Source organism: Vibrio sp. Hep-1b-8 (assembly GCF_006124995.1).
GTDB lineage: Bacteria > Pseudomonadota > Gammaproteobacteria > Enterobacterales > Vibrionaceae > Vibrio.
The window spans coordinates 12615-36572 of the sequence record NZ_QEWN01000112.1; the positions used below are offsets into that span (position 1 = coordinate 12615).

21 protein-coding genes and 2 pseudogenes are annotated in these 23958 nt (G+C 45.3%); 14 read left to right on the plus strand and 9 right to left on the minus strand.

From position 1 onward, the window contains the following. Position 1 precedes the first annotated feature (1 nt). A complete protein-coding gene (locus DA100_RS13730; protein WP_138972664.1) occupies positions 2–925 on the minus strand; it encodes a LysR family transcriptional regulator in 924 nt (307 codons plus the stop codon). A 223-nt stretch (positions 926–1148) separates the two neighbouring features. Between DA100_RS13730 and DA100_RS13735 the strand changes: the two genes are divergently transcribed. The 4 genes from DA100_RS13735 to DA100_RS13750 all read left to right on the plus strand — a co-directional run bounded on the left by DA100_RS13735 (position 1149) and on the right by DA100_RS13750 (position 5231). Then, entirely contained in the window at positions 1149–1943 is a 795-nt protein-coding gene (locus tag DA100_RS13735; RefSeq protein ID WP_138972665.1) for a 2OG-Fe dioxygenase family protein, read from the plus strand. Then, positions 1888–2793, plus strand: a complete 906-nt coding sequence (locus tag DA100_RS13740; protein ID WP_138972666.1) for a DMT family transporter — start codon at positions 1888–1890, stop codon at positions 2791–2793. The genes DA100_RS13735 and DA100_RS13740 overlap by 56 nt, the downstream gene beginning before the upstream one ends. Positions 2794–2923: 130 nt before the next feature. After that, complete coding sequence (locus tag DA100_RS13745; protein ID WP_138972667.1) at positions 2924–3922, plus strand: succinylglutamate desuccinylase/aspartoacylase family protein; 999 nt, start codon at positions 2924–2926, stop codon at positions 3920–3922. A 211-nt stretch (positions 3923–4133) separates the two neighbouring features. Then, on the plus strand, positions 4134–5231 hold the full coding sequence (locus DA100_RS13750) for a YdcF family protein (protein ID WP_138972668.1): 1098 nt from the start codon (positions 4134–4136) through the stop codon (positions 5229–5231). A gap of 204 nt (positions 5232–5435) precedes the next feature. Here DA100_RS13750 and DA100_RS13755 read toward each other — a convergent pair whose 3' ends face one another. Further along, on the minus strand, positions 5436–6374 hold the full coding sequence (locus DA100_RS13755) for a helix-turn-helix domain-containing protein (RefSeq protein WP_138972669.1): 939 nt from the start codon (positions 6372–6374) through the stop codon (positions 5436–5438). Between the two features lie 123 nt (positions 6375–6497). Between DA100_RS13755 and DA100_RS13760 the strand changes: the two genes are divergently transcribed. The 5 genes from DA100_RS13760 (at position 6498) to DA100_RS13780 (ending at position 9790) form a co-directional block, all read left to right on the plus strand. Continuing rightward, positions 6498–6908, plus strand: coding sequence for a rhodanese-like domain-containing protein (locus DA100_RS13760; RefSeq protein WP_138972670.1), 411 nt, complete (start codon positions 6498–6500; stop codon positions 6906–6908). A gap of 106 nt (positions 6909–7014) precedes the next feature. Continuing rightward, positions 7015–7194, plus strand: a complete 180-nt coding sequence (locus tag DA100_RS13765) for a hypothetical protein (RefSeq protein ID WP_138972671.1) — start codon at positions 7015–7017, stop codon at positions 7192–7194. Between the two features lie 9 nt (positions 7195–7203). Continuing rightward, on the plus strand, positions 7204–8412 hold the full coding sequence (locus DA100_RS13770; RefSeq protein ID WP_138972672.1) for an MFS transporter: 1209 nt from the start codon (positions 7204–7206) through the stop codon (positions 8410–8412). A gap of 78 nt (positions 8413–8490) precedes the next feature. Continuing rightward, positions 8491–9219, plus strand: a complete 729-nt coding sequence (locus DA100_RS13775) for a sulfite exporter TauE/SafE family protein (RefSeq protein WP_138972673.1) — start codon at positions 8491–8493, stop codon at positions 9217–9219. Between the two features lie 142 nt (positions 9220–9361). Then, the gene (locus tag DA100_RS13780) at positions 9362–9790 is read left to right on the plus strand and encodes a YccF domain-containing protein (protein WP_138972674.1); all 429 of its coding nucleotides are present in this window, start codon (positions 9362–9364) and stop codon (positions 9788–9790) included. A gap of 250 nt (positions 9791–10040) precedes the next feature. Here DA100_RS13780 and DA100_RS13785 read toward each other — a convergent pair whose 3' ends face one another. From DA100_RS13785 to DA100_RS13795, 3 genes are all read right to left on the minus strand, one after another. Further along, complete coding sequence (locus DA100_RS13785; RefSeq protein WP_138972675.1) at positions 10041–10907, minus strand: glycerol kinase; 867 nt, start codon at positions 10905–10907, stop codon at positions 10041–10043. Positions 10908–11073: 166 nt separating this feature from the next. Beyond that, positions 11074–12210, minus strand: coding sequence for an N-acetylglucosamine-6-phosphate deacetylase (gene nagA, locus DA100_RS13790; protein WP_138972676.1), 1137 nt, complete (start codon positions 12208–12210; stop codon positions 11074–11076). Positions 12211–12318: 108 nt separating this feature from the next. Further along, positions 12319–13326 carry a benzoate/H(+) symporter BenE family transporter gene (locus tag DA100_RS13795; protein WP_138972677.1) on the minus strand — a complete coding sequence of 336 codons (1008 nt, stop codon included), beginning with the start codon at positions 13324–13326 and terminating at the stop codon, positions 12319–12321. A gap of 97 nt (positions 13327–13423) precedes the next feature. On the opposite strand from DA100_RS13795, the pseudogene DA100_RS13800 reads away from it, so the two are divergent. Further along, positions 13424–13963: pseudogene (locus DA100_RS13800) on the plus strand (XRE family transcriptional regulator). Positions 13964–13999: 36 nt separating this feature from the next. Here the strand turns inward: DA100_RS13800 and DA100_RS13805 are convergent. Together DA100_RS13805 and glgX are read right to left on the minus strand one after the other, a co-directional pair. Beyond that, the gene (locus DA100_RS13805; protein ID WP_240800927.1) at positions 14000–15706 is read right to left on the minus strand and encodes a diguanylate cyclase; all 1707 of its coding nucleotides are present in this window, start codon (positions 15704–15706) and stop codon (positions 14000–14002) included. A 209-nt stretch (positions 15707–15915) separates the two neighbouring features. Further along, positions 15916–17870, minus strand: a pseudogene (gene glgX, locus DA100_RS13810) (glycogen debranching protein GlgX). A gap of 437 nt (positions 17871–18307) precedes the next feature. Here glgX and lamB point away from each other — a divergent pair. The 4 genes from lamB to DA100_RS13830 all read left to right on the plus strand — a co-directional run bounded on the left by lamB (position 18308) and on the right by DA100_RS13830 (position 22819). After that, the gene (lamB, locus tag DA100_RS13815) at positions 18308–19603 is read left to right on the plus strand and encodes a maltoporin LamB (protein WP_138972679.1); all 1296 of its coding nucleotides are present in this window, start codon (positions 18308–18310) and stop codon (positions 19601–19603) included. 80 nt (positions 19604–19683) lie between these two features. After that, entirely contained in the window at positions 19684–20580 is an 897-nt protein-coding gene (locus DA100_RS13820) for a MalM family protein (RefSeq protein ID WP_138972680.1), read from the plus strand. 415 nt (positions 20581–20995) lie between these two features. Further along, positions 20996–22012, plus strand: coding sequence for a porin (locus DA100_RS13825; protein WP_138972681.1), 1017 nt, complete (start codon positions 20996–20998; stop codon positions 22010–22012). Between the two features lie 192 nt (positions 22013–22204). Continuing rightward, complete coding sequence (locus DA100_RS13830) at positions 22205–22819, plus strand: fumarylacetoacetate hydrolase family protein (protein ID WP_138972682.1); 615 nt, start codon at positions 22205–22207, stop codon at positions 22817–22819. Positions 22820–22924: 105 nt separating this feature from the next. Here DA100_RS13830 and DA100_RS13835 read toward each other — a convergent pair whose 3' ends face one another. Together DA100_RS13835 and DA100_RS13840 are read right to left on the minus strand one after the other, a co-directional pair. Continuing rightward, on the minus strand, positions 22925–23233 hold the full coding sequence (locus tag DA100_RS13835; RefSeq protein WP_138972683.1) for an AzlD domain-containing protein: 309 nt from the start codon (positions 23231–23233) through the stop codon (positions 22925–22927). Further along, positions 23230–23949: an AzlC family ABC transporter permease gene (locus DA100_RS13840; protein WP_138972684.1), complete on the minus strand. Its 720-nt coding sequence runs from the start codon at positions 23947–23949 to the stop codon at positions 23230–23232. Before DA100_RS13840 ends, DA100_RS13835 begins: the two co-directional genes overlap by 4 nt. Positions 23950–23958: the final 9 nt, after the last annotated feature.

A 23958-nucleotide genomic window follows, 5' to 3' on the forward strand; every position in this document is an offset into this window, starting at 1 on the left:
TCTAACTTGATGGTTCTTGGTTAAATCTCGTTTGAAGATAGTCTACAAACGCTTTGATCTGCTTAGGAATGAACTTTGATTGGGCATATTGTGCGATAACTTGTCCCTGATAATTGCCGCCGATATGCCACTCTTCGAGCAGTTCAACAACTTGACCTGAGTCGAGGTATTCTTGAATCGCAAATTCGGGAAACACCGAGATCCCAATTCCCCTCAATACCGCCTCGCGACGAATTTCACTGTGGTTAACCGCGAACGAGCCTCTAGCGTTGATCGAATACTTTTGTTCACCTTGGGTGAAATCCCATACACGGTCACGAGGGTTCTCCCCTAAGCACAGACAGTTATGAGCGTGTATATCTTCTGGATGCTCAGGGATGCCATTTTTTTCCACATAAGCCGGACTTGCACAGAGTACTAGACGGCACTGAGTCAGAGTTCGTGCTACCAGGCCTATGTTGGGTTTATCCGTAATATGGATGATGACATCGACTTCATCGCCAATGGGGTCGATATAGTGATCGGCCACTTTGAGCTGTAAACTGACCTTGGGATACGCTTCGATAAAGTCGAGAATCATTGGCATCAAAATCTGACGGGAGAGCGCTTTGGGGGCGGCAATTCTCAGTACGCCAGAGACTTCTGATTTGTCTGTTTGCGCCGCAGACACGGCCATTTTGGCCGAATACATCATATCGGCGCAAAGACTATACACTTCTTGTCCCGTTACGCTCAGACGCATCTGACGTGTTGTTCGCTCCAGTAACTTTTCTTCCAGTGTGTTCTCTAGGCGTGTAATCGAGCGGCTGACCGAAGAAGGGGAGACGCCAAGTTTCTTCGCCGTTTTGGAAAAGCTGCCAGACTCCACTACGTTGACGAAGATGGCCATTTCCGAGAGCAGTGGAATAAGCTTATTTGTGTCCATGGTGCAAAAATCCTTTGCAATGCAGCCATATTGTTTCACTTAAGTTACTTATGGATACTAGTGTAGTCAACAATGAAATCCCACTTATGGAGCGACATTGTGGACAAGTTAACGACTTACTCAGTGATCAATTTTTCAGGTGTTGTGTATCGCCTGGTGCGGGTAAGGCCAGGGTTGTCAGGGCATCAAGCCTCTACCGAGAATAAAATCGGTGGGGTGTGAGATGGATACAGATCTATTTGAACGCCACTTGATGGCGATTGCCGGATTGCTTGAGCATCACCACTACGTTTTCATTAGCGGTCGTCAAATGACTCATATGCTGGAAACGAATGTTGATGAGGTCATCCGTTTTAAGAAATGTTGGGACAATCTAGAGCTGGATAAGTATATCTCAGGTGGCGCAATGTATCGTCATCGTCGATACGGTCAGTTTACAAAGCGCGCGACGCTTGAGGAGCTTACGCTGCTGCCGCATCAACCCTTCTACCAGCCTACGTGTTTCAACTCGATCAGCGGAGGGATCGAGCGAACTTTTGCCCCGTTGACGCAAACATTTGTTCAGTCACCAGTCCTAAACAAACTCTTACTATTGCTGAGCGTTATTTTTGATTTAGCAGAGAGTAAACCAACGGATTGGGTGATCGGAGTACATCCTCAGCGAATAGTGGCTGAAGGAGTCAATCAGGGGTTATCTACGCCAGAGGGACTTCATCGCAACGGAGTAAGTTATATCGCGTCCATGCTGTTAAAAAGAAACAATGTTGTCGGTGGGGATACGACAGTTACCGATAGCAAACACAATCTATTGGAGTGCCTCGCTTTAGATAATCCCTTAGATATGGTGTTGGCTGACGATAGACATACCATGCATGAGGTGTCACCCATTGCCTCATTATGGCGAGAAAGATGCGCGTACCGGGATGTACTCGTAGTGACCTTTACCAAGATGGAGAATAAATATGACAGCCACAACGGATCAACTGGAAAAAGGAACTTTCAGGCTACCGTTAACTGAGTTGATGTTGCTTCTTGTCGCCATATTTTGGGGAACCAGCTATGGTCTGACGAAAAGTGCTCTAGTGTATACCAGTGTTTTGGTATTCATTTCTATCCGTTTTTCGATCACTTTTTTATGTATGCTACCTGTAGTGATTCGAGACTTTCGCCGAGGGTTGAATAAAGACTGGAAGATAGCCCTCCCCACCGGTCTTATCCTGTCGGCGATTTTTTTCTGTGAAGTGTTTGGGGTTTCACAAACCTCAGCATCCAATGCGGCGTTTTTGATCAGTTTGTCGGTGATATTGACGGCATTTGCGGAGCTGGTCATTAATAAGAAAAGAGTTAGCAATACTTTATGGCTGCTGACACTCTGTAGTGTTGTAGGTGTACTGCTATTGACCAGTAATCAAGGTATAGAATTATCGCTAAACAGTGGCGATTACTTTATTCTGGCTGCCGCTCTATTGCGTGCCTTGATGGTGACATTGACTAAGCGTTTTACTGAAGGTAAAGAGATCACCACCAGTACCTTAACCTCCCTTCAATCTTTGGTTGTTGCTTGTGTGGCTATCGTCTGCGCGGTGACGTATTTGCCCGCCTCTGAGTTTGTGATTCCAACCAGTCCAGAATTTTGGATGACAGTAGCATACCTTGTCTTATTCTGTACTCTGTTTGCGTTTTATGTGCAGAACTATGCTGTACGTCGAACTTCGCCAACGCGAGTCTCGCTACTGATGGGAAGCGAGCCATTATTTGGTGCGATTTTCGCAATGGTGTGGTTGCAAGAGTCTTTAACCACTTTGCAAGTGGCTGGTGGGTTACTGATCTTATTCAGTGTCATCGTGACGTCGACCAAAGAAAGCTAGTCCTCTAATATTCAGGAACAAAAATTCAGCGTTGATGACTACTCTATTACATGGTTCCATATTAAAGTAGTCTCCAATAACAAACATAAGGCGTGCACTGGATGTACGCCTTTCTTCGCTGAGGATGAAAATGACCAAACCGCTGAACGAATGTATTGTGCCTATGTATCCAACGATTCAGGCTTTGGATGTCAATGCGCTTGAACCAGGAGAGCATAAGTTCTGGTTTGCGGTTGCTACGGATGCGATTGGTCATCCACAAACCCTGCCTGTTCGGGTGTTTAAAGGGACCAAGCCGGGTAAACGTATCATGATCACAGCGGGCGTTCATGGCGATGAACAAAACGGTATATTGACTGCGCAGAAGTTAGCTCGCGAACTGGAGGGACAAGAACTTTCGGGGTGCGTGACGATTGTACCTGCGGTTAATTTATCGGGTATTGCTCGCCATAGCCGCGATTTTCATTCCGCTGCACCAGACAGTTCATCAGCCAACCTCAACCGAGTTTTTCCCGGTAACCCTCATGGTGATGATGCTAGCCGTTATGCGTATAGCCTGTGGGAAAACTTACTAAAACCCAATGCGGATCTGGCTATTGATCTCCACTCTCAAACCAGTGGTAGTGCTTATCCTCTTTATGCTTTTGCCGATTACCGTATTGAAGATGCTATTCGAATGGCACGACTCATCAACCCTGATGTGATTCTCAACGATCCGGGCGATCCTGGCATATTGGAAACGGTTTACAATCGCGCTGATATTCCATCCATTACCATTGAAGTGGGAGTGGGTCGGTACACTGATCTGGAGATGGTAGAACGTGCTACGACAGGTGTGCTCAATGTTTTGCGTTGTTACCAATTGCTTGATGGTGATGTTGCAGAGACAAACAGTGAGTGCGTGGAAGGCAATACGATTACCAGTGTCAGAGCAGAACAAGGGGGATTTGTAATTTGCCATGTTGAGTTGCTGGAAGCGGTCACACTCGGTCAGAAACTCGCGACTCAATACAACAGTTTTGGTGATGAAATACAGACCTACTACTCACCAACAGCGGGTGTGGTCATTAGCCATAACGTGGAATCTGTGCGTGCGCCAGGTTCTTTGGTCGTTCGATTGATCCACTAAGTTGGGGATGATAGTGCCGACTTTCTTCAATTCACTGGATAAGATCATCTTTGCCTCCACTCTGTCACTTTCGTGATCCTAATTCTGAAGTTGACCAATAGTGGAAAATCACCAAGCTGAGTTGAGAGTCCTTTCACAGTTTATTAATCGTTTGAATTTAAGCTACAAAATCACCTGTCTTACTATTCAAAATAAAAACTAGGATTTCTCTATGAAGAAAAAACTCCTTGCCCTCGCTCTTGGTAGCGTCATTTGCTTAGCTTCTGCCCCACACACTTTTGCTGCTAATGATAGAGCAATTGTCTCTGACAGTGACTACGCCCAACTTATCACTAAACGCCAAGTTGTAGACCAACTACTCAATGACGCAGTACAGGCGTTTAAATCCCCAGCCCGTATTTCTCATGCTGGGTTCACCGCCAAAATGCCAAGCAATATGGAAACCGTCACCGACCGTTTACTAGAAGCTTACCAACTGGAACCGTACCGTACTGATTTGCTTATCTCGGCAGCGAATGCGCAGATCTACAACAAGAATGTAGATAAAGCGATTGAGCTATTTGAACAAGCGCTATCCGTTGCGCCACAAGACGTCGACCTGCACGCTTACCTTGCGGTTTGGCAGCGCTTTAACAACAATCAAGCTGAGTCAGAGAAGCACATGGAGACACTCGCTAAGTTAAATGCAGGCAAAGCATCAGACATAAAGCGAATCTTTGAAACCGTTGATCGCGTGTTAGCTACCCCGCTTAAAAAACAAGCCAACAAAGGTCAACTAGGTGATCATGGTGCTATTGTCACTTTAGGTTATGCATTGAACCCAGATGGCTCTATGCATCAGATACTTATCGAGCGCCTAGAAACGACATTACAAATGGCGAAGGACAACCCAGACGCCTTAATTGTATTGACCGGTGGCGTGCCTAAAAATCATAAGACCGAAGGTAAGCTAATGGCTGACTGGTTAATTGAAAAAGGCATCAAGAAAGAACGAATTATTGAAGAAAATTACGCGACCAGCACGGTGGGTAATGCGCTCTTTAGTAGCTATGCACTAGCGCGCCACAATATTCAACATGCGACTATTATTAGCTCCGCAAGTCACGTTCGCCGTGGTCAAACTCTATTTGAGATTGCTAGTTGGCAGACTGGTCCACAAGACATTACTTTTGATACGGTCAGTTACCCAGACAAGCCACTTAAAGAGCTTGAACAAGCCAGTAACAGTGAACTCCTTGGAATCTATCGCGACGCTTTAAGAACATATGGTATGTGGAGTTATCGTTCATACCCACTTGAATCACGTTAAGCCGCACGGACGCTAAAAGAAAAAACCAGCCTCTTTCGGCTGGTTTTTTAATGCCCATACGCTTAACGCCACCCCTTTGATAATGAACTGAGTGAGAAACTCTGCCGCCTGGGGGGAATCTTTTCAATACGCCAATCTTGGTAACCCAGTTCACTCTGAGTTGATTTACTTGAATTGAACACGCGACAGAGGACTTGGTGGCTGCTACTTGCCATTGAACTGTGCTCGATACTGTTGTGGTGACACTCCAACAAGACGACGAAAGTGATGGCGTAAGGTCGTCGCATTTTCAAATCCAGACATGTTCGCGAGTCGCTCGATTGAATGTGCTTCTCCCTCCAACAGTCCTTTTGCTCGCTCGATACGTTGTTGAGTTAGCCACTCTTTAGGCGATAGGTTGAAGCTGGCGCGAAACTTACGGTCAAAAGTGCGTCGTGACATATTGGCTTTGTCAGCTAGGGTGTCAACCGTGATGCTTTTATCAAGCTGACTATTGGCCCAGTCGATTGCGGCTGAAAACTGATTGGGTACTTCTAACATAGGGGTTTCGACGAACTGTGCTTGTCCACCTAAACGGTGAGCCGAGATCACCAGTCGCTTTGCCACTTGATTGGCAATGTTATAGCCGTAGTCGCTACGAATTACAGCGAGGCCAAGGTCGAGTGCTGCCGCACTTCCCGCAGAACATCCAATGTTGTCGTCAAAGACGTAAAGCACATCTGGCTGATAGTGAACAAGAGGGAATTGCTGGCGAAACTTCTGCTCGTACATCCAATGTGTGGTTGCTGTTTTTCCATCAAGCAAACCTAATCGTGCTAGTAAAAATGAGCCAGAACATAGTGTGAGTACTTGCTTACCTTCTTGTATGAACAAGGTGATTTGTCGTTTGATTCTATCAGGAATCGGGTAATCCCAAGTGGGCCATCCAGGAATGATCAGCGTGTCGTAAGATTGCAGAGATTCAACGTATTGAGCGCGAAACAGCAAGTTTCCAGTGGTCTGAATGTCGCTGTCTTGCAAATTGACAACGTCAGTTTGGTACCAGTTTTCGAACTCAGGTCTTGGTAGAGCAAACAATTCTATCGCACACGACATTTCGAACAGAGTGACATGTGTATGGGCGAGGATCGCGACTTTTTTCATCTTCATTCCTTGAGATAACCAGCTTGGCTGAAAATTAACGATAACTGTCTTTTACGCCAATGTCACCTGCTACGATTTGACGGCAAGATAGTATTGTCATCAATCACACAAGGAGTACGTAATATGTCGAGTGCAGTATCAAGAGTGGCGGCAGCGAACAGCCAAGAGGCGTTGGCTCATTTTGAGCAACGACTAAAGTTTGAAACAGATTGTTGGGATGTGCACCACGCGTTGACCAATGGATTACAGGATTTTGTCTTAGTCGATGTCAGAGCGGAAGTGCTGTTTGAACAAGGACATGTGGATGGGGCGATCAACATTCCGCATCCAAGGCTCAATGAGAAGCGCTTGGCTGAGTTTCCATCAGAGACGTTGTTTGTGGTCTATTGTGCAGGACCACACTGCAATGGGACGGAAAAAGCAGCGATACGATTGGCTAAGTTAGGACGGCCGGTCAAGAAAATGATTGGTGGTGTTACGGGTTGGCTAGATGAAGGGTTTGAACTTGTTCCCTGTTTGGTTGAACAGCAGTAAACATGCAGCCAATGCATAGTGGAATTGACCAAATGTCATTTGAGTCATTGCGCGTCGATCCTTACACTTCGCGCTCTTTGTTAAACCCACGCTGAGAATTTGAATCATGTTTTCTCAATCACTTTTCGCTCAGCTTGTGAGAATGAGCTTGTTGCTAATACTGTCCCTGATTGTTGTTCACCACTCTCCAACTTTGTTGGATCTGTTGGCACAACAAGCCGTTGATAGTGGTTGCCACCAGACGTTAGGCGATCAAGCCAGCCATTCTCATGATCATCATCACTAAGGTACTGCGATGAGTATTTTTCGATTTCCCGTTATGGTTTGGCTAGGTATTGCCATTCTGATTATCTGTCTTGGGATTAGACAATCTTTCGGTATCTTTATGATGCCAATTTCTGAACATTTTCAGACAGGACGCGAATTTTTTAGTTTTGCTATTGCGTTGCAAAACCTATTATTTGGCGTGTTTCAACCGGTTGTTGGCATGGCATCAGATCGATATGGTGCTAAGCGCATCATTATCCTTGGTGCCATCGCCTATGGCTTAGGTTTATACCTGACCTCTATCGCTATGGAGCCTAGCTTGCTTTACCTTTCTCTTGGGGTATTGGTGGGCTTAGGTTTAAGCGCAACCAGTTATGTGATTGTTTTGGGGGCTGTCGCTAAAGTCGTGCCTGCTGAACATGCCGCTAAAGCGTTTGGCCTGACTACGGCGGCGGGTTCATTTGGTATGTTTGCCATGATTCCAGGAGCACAAGTTTTGCTAACGGATTTTGGTTGGCAAACCGCGCTTCAAGCTTTCGCGCTTTTGTGTAGCACTATGATCGCGTTTGCACTGTTTATGAAAAACAGTACGCCGAAGCAAGCTACGTCCGTCGGCAGTGTTGAAGAGAATCAGACGCTGAAACAAGCATTGCAAGAGGCGTTTTCTCACAAGGGGTATTGGTTGATCCACCTTGGCTTCTTTGTTTGTGGTTTTCACGTTATGTTTATCGCCACTCACCTGCCAAGCTATCTTGCTGACAAGCAATTACCGGCTTCCGCAGCCGCAATGGCTTTGGCGTATGTGGGTATATTTAACATCTTTGGCTCCTATTTTTGGGGAGTAATGGGTGACCGATTTAATAAGCGTCATGTAATGGCTGCGCTGTACATCATGCGTACCTTGGTGATCGGAGCTTTTGTAACCTTGCCTGTTACTGAACATACTGCCGTTATATTTGGTGGGGCAATTGGCTTTTGTTGGTTGGGAACCGTGCCTTTGACGTCGGGGCTAGTGCGCCAGATCTTTGGAGCCAAACATCTCTCCACCCTGTACGGCTTGGTATTTTTTACTCACCAAGTAGGGAGTTTTTTGGGGGCTTGGGCTGGTGGCCGTATTTACGATTACTACGGCTCCTATGAGCCAATCTGGTGGTCGACTGTGGTATTGGCTTTTGCTGCTGCGCTGATTCATCTGCCAATTAATGATAAGCCAGTACAACGTTATGCCGTTGCGTAATAAATGAAAATAGTGAGTCCGTTTTAATCAAACTTCGATTATGATGGACTCATTCTAATTCTCATCTTTGTTATTTATATGTTCGCTGAATGGGTCTCGTCAGAGGCATTGATTGCTGCTTTTCTTATCTTTTTGGGGTCGTTTGTTCAAACGGCGATAGGATTTGGTTTAGCGATTGTTGCTGCGCCACTGTTGATTTTAGTTTCACCTGATTATGTCCCCGCGCCTATCTGTTTGGTGGCTCTGTTTATTTCAATACTCAATGCACTTAAACATCGTGCGAGTGTCGAGATTGGTGGTCTAAAAATGGCGTTGATAGGGCGAGTTCCGGGGTCTATTGCTGGTGGCGTATTGTTAGTCATGGTGTCCACTGATGTGATGACACTCTGGCTCGGGTTATTGGTGTTGTTCGCGGTGGTGGTGAGCCTGCTCCCATTCCGTATCGAGCCGACGCCAATGCGAATGGGCGTCGCTGGCTTTTTCTCCGGTTTTTTTGGCACGAGTTCAGCGATAGGCGGCCCTCCAATGGCATTATTGCTGCAACATCAGGAAGCGAATCAACTACGAGGCAATCTTTCTGCGTTTTTTGTCTTTAGTTCGTTTATTTCATTGCTTATGCAAATGCCGGCAGGGTTTTTGACACTCCATCACCTCTGGATCAGCGTGCCACTCATCCCAGCGGCTTGGATCGGTTACATGCTCGCTCAGTTGACGACTCACTCATTGCCAAAAGAGAAAATCCGTTTTGGTGCGCTATTGTTGTGTAGTATCAGCGGCGCAACCGCAGTCTGGCAGGGTTTGTCTTAAACTGTTCATGTTAGGTTAAGGAACGATCCTGATACTGGTCGCTAGTAAGGAAGGCACGTTCAAGCTCATTTTATACACCCTTCCTAGTACTGAAGTACGATGATTGCTCAGTGGCTAAGGTTTTTCACAAAGGAGAGAGTCAGTGTTAAGAACACTTGGAAACATAATTTGGTTCCTGTGCGGTGGTATCGTCATGGGTTTAATGTGGTGGTTTTTTGGATTGCTGGCGTTTATCAGTATTATTGGCATCCCTTGGGGACGAGCGTGTTTCGTTATGGGCAACTTCTCTTTCTTCCCGTTTGGGCAAGAAGCTATCGCTCGTGATGAGCTGACTAATGAGACAGATATAGGTACCAGCCCGTTGGGACTGGTGGGTAATATCATCTGGTTTGTTTTCGCCGGTATTTGGTTGGCGATAGGACATATCATGTCCGCAGTGGCCTGTTTTATTACCATCATTGGTATTCCTTTCGCGCTCCAACACTTAAAGTTGGCGTACATTTCTCTCGCGCCAATTGGTAAAACAGTGGTGCCGAAAGAGCAGGCTGCGTTAGCAAGATACTCTAAGTAGCAATTAGCCTGTTGATGGCGTCATTGAAGAAAAGATCCCTAATGGGATCTTTTCTGTTTTTGGCGATTATTAGGCGAAAAGTCGAACCAGAAACCGCTCAAACTTTATTCATTTAGTGCGGGGGATGAGCTAAGCAAATGATTGCTTAGGTTTTTTATGGTCAAATCTGAGCAGTGGATACTATCTGTTGCTGCCCAAGCATGAAGAGAGTACACGCATCAGGTTGATTGGCTGGTACAGTGAGCGACGATTAATACGCCTTGATACCAAAAGGTTTTAGTTTAGCTGGCAGCACTTCGTCCAGCTTGTCTATCTCATCAGGGAACACCTCTATTAGTGCAAAATGATGCTCCTCATAGATGGCTCTAATTTTATGCTGCTGTTTTTCTGGAGTTGTCGCGTTGTCGTCACCCCAATATTGAAGATAGACTTTTCCGGTTGGCAGATAAAAATCACTCAGTACATCTTGTTCAATCGGTAGCTGACGGTCATAGGCATGGACGACACCATTCATGTAAAGCCAATTATCGATGATCAGTTCTGCTTTAGAGCGCACATAGTGCCCGTCTAGCGTGCGATGCTTAGCTTCGAACTTTTGCCTGAAACTCGACAACGACTTGTCCGTAGCGTGCGCTTGGGCATCTTGCCCTGAGAACTCAATAACTGACTGCCTCAAACGTTTGTTGCGAACAATCGAGTCATGCCAAACGACAAAGTGTTGTTCACGCTCTTTGTCTTCGCGCTGATAACCGCCTACAGTGAGACCAGACGCAGTGACATGCCAGCCATTGTCGCCTTTGGTGACCCAACCCAATTCCTGTAGTAACTGATTGACCTTTTTCGCGCTGAGAGAAAAGCGTTGACCAATTTGGGTGGCGCTCATGGTTTTACCGCTGGTGGCGGTGGAATCGATAAGGAGGTTTTCTGGCCAAACAATAAACTGGCCAAATTTAGTATGATCGATGTACTCACCACCAAATTTAATCCCAAGCTCTGTCAGAACCCAGCCATCATTTGAGCGATTGATATACCCTGCAACTTTAAGGTCGCTAAACAGCTTCTTAGCATCCATTTCACGTTGTTTTGCCAAGGCGGTGGTAGAGATTTTGTCTGACATTCTATTCTCCTTATCATTGATGCTATTGTTAAATCAAAGCCCCGTTTAATCAAGAAGATATAGGAAAATAATAGACTTGCTGTCGACAATGTAGTGCGCTAAAAAGTGTCGGTTAGAGCCTGATGGGAGTTGCACAGAGCCAAGGAGGAGAGTCCCTCCTGACTCACTATTGATAGAGTATCCCGTCAACCATTACGGCCTGGCTTTGGTAGTCGTCATCCAGTATGGTTGCGGCCGCACGGAAATGGGGCTGGAGCATTCCAAGATCGTCGCAATGAAGCGCTTGAGCTGGGTAGGTTGCGGCCATTTTTAACGCTTCTTCTTCGTCAATTCCCCAACGGATGACATTCGCCACTGATTGATCCATGCCAATATGAGCGCCTGCCAGACTACCGTTACTATTAACCAGTTTGTTGTCGACCACTTTGATGGTTTCACCGTCGAGAACAAACTGATTGGTTTTGCTACCCACTGTCGCCATTGCATCCGTAACGATCAGCAGTTTCCCTTGTGGCTTCGCCTTGTGAGCAAGCATTACGTTTTGAGGATGAACATGGATCCCATCAGTAATGATCGAGCACCAGCTATGATCTGAGTAGAGTGCTGTACCAACCACGCCCGGCTCGCGACCTTCTAAGGGAGACATTGCATTAAATAGATGGGTAAAACCATCGATAAGCAAGCGTTTTTCATCTGGTAGTTGAGCCGCTTTGGCGTTGCTGTGACCACATGACAGAATAACCTGATGCTCTTTCATCCACAGTAGTGCGGAGCGGTCGATATTTTCTATCGCGGCGGTGACCAGAACCTTGCCTTGTTTAGGCCATTGGAATGATTCGAGTTGCTCTACCGTTGGTGAGTAAAACAAGTTGGCATCGTGCGCCCCTTTCTTCTCTTCATTTAACCACGGCCCCTCTAAATGAACACCCAGTACACCAGCAACCGACTCTTCCATCGCCTGCTGCATGGCGTTGAGGGCATGTTGAATATTTTCAGGTGTCGAGCTAATGAGTGTTGGCAGTAAATAGGCAGTACCATGTTTTCTATGGGCTTGACATATGGTTGCCATCCCGAGTGTTGTGATGTCATTGTTGAACATCACATCGCCACCACCATTAACTTGTATATCGATAAATCCAGGGGCGATTAAACCCGTCGGAAAATGTTGATGCTCTATTTCATTAGGCAATTCACCAACAGGGAGTATCGAGGCTATCTGGTTTTCCTCCCAGACTAAGGCGCAATTATAGTGGTAGTGGTTTCCATCGAAAATTCGTGGTGCAGATATCGCTTTAAGCGTCATGATTTACTCTCCAAACATGCTTTTAAGTTACAGCATAGTAGCGCAATGGCTTGTGCGCTTTGTTGAAATTAATCATTTAGTTAATGGTTCATTATGATGCTCAGAGCGTCAGTCAGACTTTCGCTTCCGCATAATAAACACATATAACCCACCGACTAACAGCCCCCAAAGTGTCGAGCTAATACCAAGTAGACTCATTCCTGAAAGAGTAACCAAGAAGGTTAATAGGGCTGGTTCACGTAGATCGTCACTCTGAAACGCAGTTTGCAAACACATCAGTAATGTACCGAGTAGGGCGAAGCCCGCCAGCATATGTGTAATCTGTAAAGGCAGTGAGACGAATAGTGCGACAACGGAGGAGGCGAGTATCCCAGCGACCAAATAGAAACCTCCAGCCCACAACACTGTTTTATAGCGCACATTTTTATCTCTATCGACGTCTTCAGTCATACAGAGTGCGGCTGAAATAGCCGCGAGATTGAGACTGAGTCCACCAAATGGAGCCGATAGGAGATTGGTTATCCCAGTACCGAGCAGTATGGGTTTGACCGGCGCTTGATACTGATAACTTCTCATCATGGCGATACCCGGCAAATTTTGTGAGAGCATGGTGACTATGTACAAAGGTATTGAAATGTTCAGCACGGTCGATAGGTCGAATTGTGGCGTGACCCAGTTTGGCTTCGCTAGTTTCAAGACCGATGTACTCAAGGCTGCTTGGTCTGACTGAAACGCGAAGAATAGACCAATGAGCAGTAAGATAAGCATGGTGTACTTAGGCACAAAACGTTTGCTGACAAGATAAGCCGAAAACATTACTCCAAAGATGATAGGCATGGTCATGACAGGCTCAAATGCTTTCACACAGAAAGGCAGTAAGATTGCCGCTAACATTGCGGTTGCGAGTGGAGAAGGAATACGTTGCAGTGCTTTGGAAAGGGGCGAAATTAAACCAGTTACAAATATCAGTAGTCCGGTTACAGCAAAGGCCGCGACTAGTGCTGGTAACGAATATTGCGACGCGGAACTGACCAATATCGCCGCTCCAGGTGTCGACCAAGCCATTAAGATTGGCATTTTGTAATACCAAGAGTAACCGATGGATGTTACTCCCATTGTGATTCCACTCTCTATGGTAAGCTATGCCGTGCGTCATAACGCACAGTTGCCAAGATAGCATTGTGCGCTATAGCGCACAATAGGAGTTGTATTAATGAAAGAGACGATTTTTAAGTCGCAAATTGCCAATCATTTAAAGTCGGAAAGAAAAAAGAAAAAGCTGAGCTTAGATGCAACGGCCAAGCTGACTGGTGTATCTAAAGCAATGCTAGGTCAAATAGAAAGGGAAGAATCAAGCCCTACGATTGCCACTCTTTGGAAAATTGCCAGTGGTTTGGAGACCTCTTTTTCGGCTTTTTTTGCCAACGAACCTAATTTGCAGTCACCGGATAGGGTGTTTCCTGAAGATCCGCGCATGAAGGTAAAAACGTTGTTCCCATATAAAGAAGATACCGGTCTTGAAGTATTCGAGATTACTTTGTCCCAACATCATCAACAGATGTCTGATGCTCACAGTGCTGGAGTCGTTGAGCATGTACATGTAATCAAAGGTGAAGCGAGGATTTACTTCGATCAAGAATGGCATTCGCTCAACGAAGGCGAAAGCTTACGCTTTTACAGCGATTAACCTCACGGGTATCAAGCTGTCTCGGAGAGTATGGTTTTTCACAATATTGTCTGTTATCCGAGGTAATGAATGTAGTGTAGGGAAGTGCATGTCCACTTCCCGTTAACATTCCTGAAAGGTATTCAAGACCACTTGATTGCGGCCAAAGCCTTTGGCTTGATACAAGGCTTTATCGGCTCGGCTTATCGTACTGTGTGAACTAATTTGGCTGTCGGTGATACCAATGCTAATGGTATAGCTGATATCAGACTCATCCAGTTCTACGCGTGACTGTTCCACCATCTGACGTAGCAGTTCACATTGCTCATAAGCGTGGTTTTCATCATTGGCATGAAACAAAATACAGAATTCCTCGCCACCATATCGAGACAGGCTGAGTGAACCTGGCTTTGGAAAACAACGCCTCATTAAATCGGCGGTATGATAAATGACTTTGTCACCGCCTAAGTGACCGATGTTGTCATTGATGGTTTTAAAATGGTCGATATCAATCATCGCAAGGTACAAACCATGACGCTCAATGTTTTGTTCAATGTGCTCCGTCAGCGCCAACTTGTTGTCTAGGTGTGTCATCACATCACTATTTCGTAGCTGTTGGTGAAGTATTAGGTTCGACAAGGCGATTTCAGAGTAATCTCTGATCATGGTCAGTATCGTGCGGTAGATTGGTATATTGGCATTGATGTACATCACTGCGATTAAGTTGTCTTTGTCAAACAACGGGATCGTATAGTGTCGAGACGCGATGTGCAGTTTCTTTGCAAGTGGATCGACATATTGCCTTGTCGTGTAACTCATCGAATTCGGAGAAAAGCACTTAGCCAGAGTAGAGTCAGTCAGCACGACTTTTGTATTGCCATGATAGTCTATCGTGGTGAAGTGTCCGTAATCCGAATCATAAAAACATAGTTGCATTCCTTTGTGGTGACAGAAACGATCCAGCACGGCTTTTAAATAGTGTTTAAAGTCCGCCAAATTTTCTCGGTTATTCAATTGTGCAAGACTTTTGTTGAGTTGATACGTGAGATAGTTAATCGCGACTGCTAACAGCATCAGTGAGGCAATAACAATAGCAGACAGCGCAAACTGATAAGAAGTGGCTAAGATATTGGCTCGATCGGTACCTGCGATAAATACCCAGTTATGTTTATTATCAGCACTAAAGACGGACATCTTATACTGACCTTGGTAATAATATTCATGCTTGCCGAAATAGAGCCCACTACTGATCAACTCACTAATGCCAGCAAGGTAACTGATTGATGGTGTACCTAGTCGCTTTGGATCTGGGTGGAAAACCAGCCTTCCGCTAATGGCGTCAACGACAAACACATATCCACTGTCTAATGTCCGCAGAGCACGCAAACTTTGTGTGGCAGATTTGAGGTCAAATTCTATCCAAATTTCGCGATACTCATCCGGTATATACCTGACGGCAAATACCCATTGATTGGACGCTTTAGGGTAGATAGAGGACACGGTGAATTTTGTAGAGATTTCATCCAGCGGTTGCCAAACGATATCCGAGTGTTGCTCTGAATAAGTCGCTTTGTGCTGTATAGATTGATATTTGGTGTGCTGCTTATTTCTGTAAATGATATCATTGTAAGCTGGGGTATATTTGAGAATACGTTGAGCTGTAGAGACAAAATCCTCCTCGTTAGACGAATCGGCTAAGAGAAACAGTTTACTGGAGGCTGCTTCGAGTTGTGAAGATACTAAGTCGGAAGCGGTTTTTATATTCACAAATGATTGCTGGTAAGCATTGTATTCCGACTGTTTAAGTTGCTGAAAAGCAGCATAGACCATACCTATAACTAATAGAATGATGTATGGCTTTAAGGTTCGAATTACCAACTTGGGTAATGCCATGGATTGCCAACTGATGTTTTAGGGGAACGGACGATGGCCGATAGTTTAAACTGATTTCATATTCACATCAATCAACACAAGTCCAGATTTTTTGTAGGAAAAGTGTTAAAAATTAGCGACATATCACTATGTCGCTAGATTGATCATTAGGCTTTTAAGTGGAAGATGGCTAAAGATGCAGGGGCCACCAAAGCTTGTTTATGATCTATGGTTTGATGGAGCTCGTGTGAGTCGGTATTGCACACCATTACCCCTCTTTGCCATTAGTCTCTGGAAGCGTAAATCGAGCGGGCGCATTGGTTTGGTTGATACAGTAGAACAACTCATCACCATGTTTGCCAATGCCCAGATGCAAGGCGACTGAACTGAGGCGATTCCAATCATCGTGTTCCATGAAACTGCCATCAATTCTGCGCCAGAAAATACGGTTGTTATTGCGTTTTGCACCACTGAAAGCACGAATAAATGGCACCATATATTGCTGGCGAGCTTTTACCATATCGGCTAACCACGACTTGAAACTCTCTTTGTCTGGGGTTGTATGCCAGTTAATCCAGCTTAACTCGTTATCCTGACAATACGCGTTGTTGTTGCCATTTTGAGTATGGGAAAGAACGTCGGCGGTCAGAATATGTGGAATACCAAAAGCAAACAGTAGGCTGGCCATAAAGTTACGCTTCTGCTTTTCACGCTTCTCTATGATCACCGGATTGTCGCTCTTGCCTTCCACACCATAGTTATCCGAACGGTTGTCACCGTGTCCATCACGGTTCTGCTCCCCATTGGCCTCATTGTGCTTGTGCTTGTACGAGACAAGATCCTGCATACAGAAACCGTCATGGTATGTGATGTAATTGACCGTCAGTTTATACGGCCAGTTAGCGGCACTGTAGAGATCTCGTGACCCCATTATTCGAGTGGCAAACTCCTTTAGAAATCCTTGATCGCCACGCCAAAAGCTTCGCGTGATATCGCGCAAACGGTCATTACATTCATTCCAACCAAACGGAAAGTTTCCTACCTGATAACCGTTAGGACCAATATCCCAAGGCTCTGCGATCAGTTTTACTTCTTTCAGAATCGGGTCTTGAGCGACGGCTTTAAAGAACGCAGCTTCAGGGCTAAAGTGTTCACCGTTGCGACCGAGTGTGGCGGCTAGATCAAAGCGGAATCCGTCGATTTTATATTCGCTAACCCAATAGCGCAGCGTATCCATGACCAGATTCAAACTTGCCTGATAGGATAAATCGAGTGTATTGCCACAGCCTGTATAGTTGGTGTAGTGATCGCCCTGTTTAAAGTAATATCGCTTGTCTAAAGCTTTTAAGTTAAAGATTGGGCTATCAGCGCCACCTTCGGCGGTGTGGTTATAGACCACATCGAGAATCACTTCGATCCCGTTTCGATGTAATTCACGGATAGCGGTTTTTAGTTCCGTGACAGCATCGTGAGCCGCATATCTAGGGTCTGGCACCATGAATAGGTAAGGGTTATATCCCCAGTAGTTGACCTTATCCATGTTCAACAGGTGTGGCTCGTGCATGCAGGCGGCGACAGGGAGTAGCTGGAGTGTATTGATGTTCTGTTGTTTATAGAAATCGAGCATCGCATCACTGACTAAGCCCAGATAGCGCCCTTTGTGACGCTCTTCGACTTGTGGATGCAGCTTTGATACGCCTTTTACGTGCGTTTCAAACAGGACCATTTCGTCACGAGGTCTGCGTGGGCTCTCCACTCCCTGCCAGTCAAAACTGTCATCGACAACCACACATTTTGCCAGAGCAAAGCTCTGTTCGCTGTTGAATGGCACTTGATAAAACAGTGGTTTTTCTAAGCCTTTGGCATAAGGATCTGAAATCAGATGTGGCTTACCGTTGCGCTGCACCACATACGCATACTTTTGGCCTTTGCGAATTTGCGGAACAAAGGTGAAGCGTATGCCCGCGTACTCTCCGTCCAAAGGATAGGTGGTGATCTGATCCTTTTCATCAAACAGCGCAAGCTGAATAGATTTCGCATCAGGAGCAAAGATAGAGAAATTACATCCTTCGGTGCTAAGGGTGGCACCTAGAGGATAGGGACGAGAGCACTGCATCATCATGACTTATTAAAATAATTTATCGTTTGATCTTTAGTAAATAGTTTTGCAATGAATTGGTCAAGCGCCTCTGAAAAAAATAATGATTGTAATTTTATTTCATAATTATGACGCTCTGGCGTGGTTAAGTGAGCTATCTAACATTTGGCGCGAGATATTTTTGTCAGAAAGTTATTTCTCACCCTAATTTTTGTGATTGAAGCCTAAAAAACATTGTCCGGTATGATTTCTCATCCTTTCTCATCCCCCCTAACTATTTTTCATCTGGATGAGTTGCCATTTCTACTCCCCCGTTAATCTTGCAGCAGTTGAAACAAACGGGGACAAGGGCTCTAGCCTGACTCCCATCTTACCTCTCTTTTATTAACAATCTGTTTCTGCCTTTACAGAGTGAGCCAAGAAGAGAGCCAAAGAATAATAATCCCTAAATGGAGTTAATAATGAAAAAAGTAAGTTTAATTGCTGCTGCAGTGGCGACGACTTTATCTGCTGGCGCATTCGCAGCCGACGTGGACTTCCATGGTTATGCGCGTGGTGGTGTAGGTCTGAGCGGTGAAGGTTCTCATGTCACTTATGAAAAGAATAAAGTAGGCCGTCTAGGCAATGAAGACGACCTATATGCAGAAATTGGTCTTAACGCTGAGTTGTACAACAAAGACGACGTAACGTTCAACCTAGAAACATTGGTTGCATACGGTCAGGCTGGTAACAATAACTGGGAAGGCAATTCTAACGCTCTGCGTGTTATGAATGTTCAAGCTAAAGGCCTTTTCGAATCAGATAAAGAAGCTGTACTTTGGGCTGGTCAACGTTACTACCAACGTAAAGATATCCATATCACAGACTTCTACTTCTTAGACACGTCTGGTGGTGCAGGTGGCGGTATCGAAAATCTGTCAGTTGGCGGCGGTAAACTATCTGTAGCTGTAATGCACGATGATGGTACTCAGACAGTTGATGATGGCACGGCTTATGTTTTTGACAAAGATCTAGCTGGCTGTGATGGTAAACCAAGTACTGATGCGTGTTACAAGTCTGAAGCTCAAACGAAAGACGAAACCGTTTCTGGCTACACATTGGACCTTCGTTACGCAGGTATCAACTTGTGGGAAAATGCTAACCTAGAGCTAGCGGTTGCTTACGATTTTGCTTCTGAAGCGAAGAACCAAAATGTTCAAGCTGATGATGGCGTTCTTTTAACTGCGGTGATTGGTCAAGGTTTATCTAACGGCTTCAACCAGACTGTTCTTCAGTACGGTACGGCATCATACGGTAAGCAAATGGCTACGTACGGTGGCGGTGGTTGGTATGACCGCAAAGGTGGAAACAACGATGCTGATGGTTTCCGTATCATCAACTGGGGTGTAACAGGTCTAGGTGAGTCATGGGAACTAGGTCACGTAGTAATGTACGCTCAAGCATCTGATACTAACGATGGTGATATCACAGCTTACAATGCGGTTGTTCGTCCAGTGTACAAATGGGATGAAAACATGAAAACTGTATTTGAAGCAGGTTACTTCGCTGATGAAACTAAGAAAAGCGGAACAACCAAAGACGCATCAGGTTCTAAGTTGACTGTTGCTCAAGCATGGTCTGCAGGCTCTAGCTTCTGGGCTCGTCCTGAAATCCGTGTTTACGGTTCTTACTTCATGGATCATGAAGCAGACAGCTTTGCAAAAGGTACTGACGATTCTGAGTTCAGCGTTGGTATTCAAATGGAAGCTTGGTGGTAATATAGTTTCCGAGTCCTATAAGTCCTAAGTAATAGCCGGCTTACTTAAGTCGGCTTTTTTCGTTCAGTGGAGAGGTTTAGATGAAGCATTTAGTTCTAGGCTGCGCAATTAGTATGGCCCTGTTAGGCTGTACGGCAACAGAAACGGTTGTATTTGATACTCAAAATGTATCTCAAGTCGCTGAGTCTTATTCAGAGATAGAATGGGTTAAAGTTGAGCCAACCAAGCGAATTAACTTCTCAATTGATGAAAAGAACCAGAATTATCAATTTCCTACGGGTATGAGTCCAATAGCGGCTTTCGATATTAATACTCAAGGAAAAGAACTAGAACTCGAAATTATTAGCCATTTCAAAAAGAGTGTTTTCTATCCAAATGCTCTGCTTTTGAATGAAAATAACCAAGTATTAAAAGCATTCAGCACAGAAGATTTCGAGTATAAACATGCCTACGGATTAGAAGGCGACAGACTGACCACAGAGATCACTATCCAGCCAGTAGGGCAGCAACGCGTTAAGTTACTAATTTACACAACGCCTGAGTTGACCAAAGGAAAGTCGGAAATCCTTCATCCCGTTAAGCTTGATGCGATTGCACGTGGCAACTACCCACCAGACGTTCCAAACCCTATCATTCCTCATGCTCAGCATGGGCTATTGAGTATTGTCGCGAAAGTTGACAGTGCAGTTGTTGTTGAAGAACCATTGACTGTTTCCAGCACGGATACTGCCCAACAGAAGTTCAAAGGCGAGTTAGCTGCTCAAGAGAAACAGAGCACGGCGACTCGCTCGGTTGTTGCTTCAAGTGATGCCTCATTGTCGCTTTCGGTTGAACAGCAGCAGTTTTATCTGACTAGTATCGAAAACGCGGTGAAAGTTGGCATGTTAGACAAAGCCCTTGCGCTACTCGAAGAAGCAAAGGCTCTCAATGTTGAAGGTGCTCAGCAAGTCTTTATTAAAGCCGTTAATGCAAGATAGCAGCGAATAATCTCTCACCTTCTCTACACCCCGTTAAATAATGATTGGCGGGGTGTTTTATTTCATTTCTCGTATCCTTTTCTCTCTTAAATGTTTTCCGTTGGCCTATTCATGGGCATTTTCCGATACGCTTATTACTTGGCGGTTTATGAAAAGTTCCCATTAATTTATAAAAATGTGATCTTGATCGTCATTTGATGTGGGTGATGATCGCGAAGTAGAAAGTTTAAATAATTTATATGCTTAACTGGTGATTAATTTTTTTGAAGTGACGTTGTGACAAAATAAATCACCTCTTAAGCACTCAGTTGCACTTAAATTTTTGAAATTCCGTACTAGGGTTTAGATGTTCGTGCAGTAATTAGTCACTAAGTGCTAATTCGGACACTGGTTAAACCAAATACGGACATTAATTATGAAAACTCAATTATTAGCCGCGGCTATCGTGGCAGCAGCAAGTGGTACTCACGCCTTCGCGGCAGAAATATACAGCAGCGAAGGTTCGACAATTTCAATCGGTGGTTATGTCGATGTCGGGATCGGCGAGTACGATAAAGGCACTTCAACCCGTCCAGCGAATCAGGACGTCGACGTCAATCAAGTCTCCCCTCGAATTAACATTTCCGGTACGCAGGATCTTGGCAACGGTGTGGTGGTTGACGCCAAAGGTGAATGGTCACTTAACTACCTTGATGGTGGAGAAAATACCTTCTCTACACGTCTAGGCTACTTAGGTATCACACATGAACAGGCGGGTCGCCTTGTGGTCGGGACTCAGTGGGCTCCCTATTATGATGTGGCGGGAGTTGCAGATTTGCCTATCGCCTTCGCGAATGATTATCTCTATGAAAACCATAACCTACTAGGTACTGGACGTGGTGAGCGAATGGTCAGCTACAGAAAGTCGCTTATGTTCAGTGAAGATGGTGGCGTTGATTTCGGTTTAGGCTGGCAAGGTGAGGAGACTGAATCTAACGCTGATGCAAGAGTACAAGTTGCTCTGAAAGCCCACTTTATGGGTATTGGGCTGGGGTATACCTACTCTGGTGGTGACCTTGAGATCTCTAGTGTAAAACGAGACGCTAACTCCCACATGTTTGCGCTGAATTACGGTAGCTATGGTAACGGCCTGTATGTGGCGGGTGTCTACGGCATGAATGAATACTTCTACGATGGCTTAGAAGAGACCGTTCAAGTGGAAGGTTTGTTGGCGTTTGGGATGACAAACGGCATTAACCTTAGCGTTAACTATGAGGCGGTAGAGAACGATAAAACGAATTTTACCCTTTACAGCCAGACCGCGATTCAGGCGGAATATTCGATTACCGCTAACTTAGTCACTTTCGCTGGATATGAAATCGATTTGGGTGATGACGATCCAACCACCAAAGATGATGACAAGTGGATAGTAGGAGCGCGTTACTTCCTTTAACCGAAAGTCTAGATTTTAAATACGGTATCGTATTTACGCCTATCTGTTATTGGATAGGCGTTTTTCTCCTTGTTGACCTAAGCGTCAGTAATAATGGGCAGTGGTTCTGATATTTTTACCTAAATCATTTTTTTATTAGCCACTTAGACTAGAATAGCCTTTCTCTCAAAAATATCAGTCAGGGATGGTGACATGAGTTCAGTAAAGCTTGGAGAATCTTTGGTCCAACCGACCAAAATATTGTGTGTTGGTCGAAACTATCTAGAGCATATCCAAGAGTTGAATAACGCCATTCCAGAGCAAATGGTGGTGTTTTCCAAGCCGCCAAGCTCGATAACGACCCAACTACAATCCTTTCACCAAGAGCCGCTCCATTACGAAGGTGAAATCTGCTTTCTTGTTTCAGAGGGCAGATTATCGGCTGTTGGTGTAGGTCTTGATCTAACAAAGCGAGAGTTGCAATCGAGACTCAAGTCGAAGGGATTACCGTGGGAACGAGCGAAAGCGTTTGATGGCTCCGCGTTGTTTAGCCGTTTTATTCCTCTTGAAGGACTAAAAATTGAACAGTTAGAAATTGAGCTATTTATAAACTGCGTAAGAGTGCAAAAAGGCTCAGTGACGCAGATGATGTACTCTCCACAAACGATAGTCGATGAGCTCTCTACTTTTACTACGTTGTGCGATGGCGACATTATTATGACCGGTACGCCACAAGGGGTTGGTGAGGTACATCCATCCGATGTATTTTTGGCAAGATTAAGAGAAGCAGACAAAACCTTGATTGAAATAGAGTGGGTTGCGCACTAAAAAGCACGTTACTTTACCCCTAGGACACGGACCAACCTCCAATTGACGACTCAATTGGAGGTTTTTTATAGCCGTTGTATTGTTTCTGTTCGCGGCTCTGTTCGGTTAAAAGAGTTTAAGACATAGAAACAGCACCATACTGACAATGGTCGTCAGCAGTACGTTTTTGGTTTTCCAAGCCAGTACCGCCGCAACGAGAGCACCAATCAGGTAAGGGTTGTCTGCCGATACCCAAAGCTCCTGCTCAGGCATAAATACGATAGGCGCACAAATCGCGGTTAGCACAGAAGGGCTGGAGTAGGCCAGTAGTCGCTGAGCTTGTGGGTTGAGTCTCAGTGGTAAACGAGGCTCCAAGAACAGGTAGCGGCTTAAAAATACCAGTGACGTCATTGCCAAAATAGATAACATAATCATACGATACGTCCTTTAAGTGACTCGGCAATATAACCTGCGAGCATACCTGCAATACTGGCTATCATTAGCCCCGATTCGATACCCGACAAACTGCACATTACGGAGGTCGTTAAAGAGACGACCACCGCGACTAAGACGGGGGAGGATTTAATGTTGGGCACAACCAAAGCGATAAAGGTTGCTGCGACGGCAAACTCCAATCCAAGTTCATTCATCGCCGGAATGTAACTGCCAGCGACAATGCCGACCAAGGTGGCGAGGTTCCAACAAAGATAAAAGCTAACACCGGCACCAAGCGCATACCAGCGATTGAACTGCTTTTCAGACTGTTGACCGCAAATAGCAAACAGTTCATCGGTGAGCAGGAATCCTAGTCCAAGTCGCCACTTGAGTGGTAGCGGGCTGATTTTGCTTCTCATCGATACACTGTAGAGAAAGTGCCTTGAAGTAATAAAAAAGATCGCTAAAAGCATGGTGGTCAAGGTTGCACCTGCCTTAAACATGCCTGTCGCGACTAGCTGTGCGGAACCTGCAAACAAGATGGCGGATAGCGCTTGGCTTTCAACGACAGTCAGCCCGGACTCCAATGCAAAGGAGCCAGCTAGCACGCCCCAGGGGATAACGGCAATACTGAGTGGCACCATTGCGAGCGTACCTTGCCAGAACAATTGGGAGCGACTGATTTGTGTGTCTATATCTATGGTCATGCTACTCATGTTTCTTTC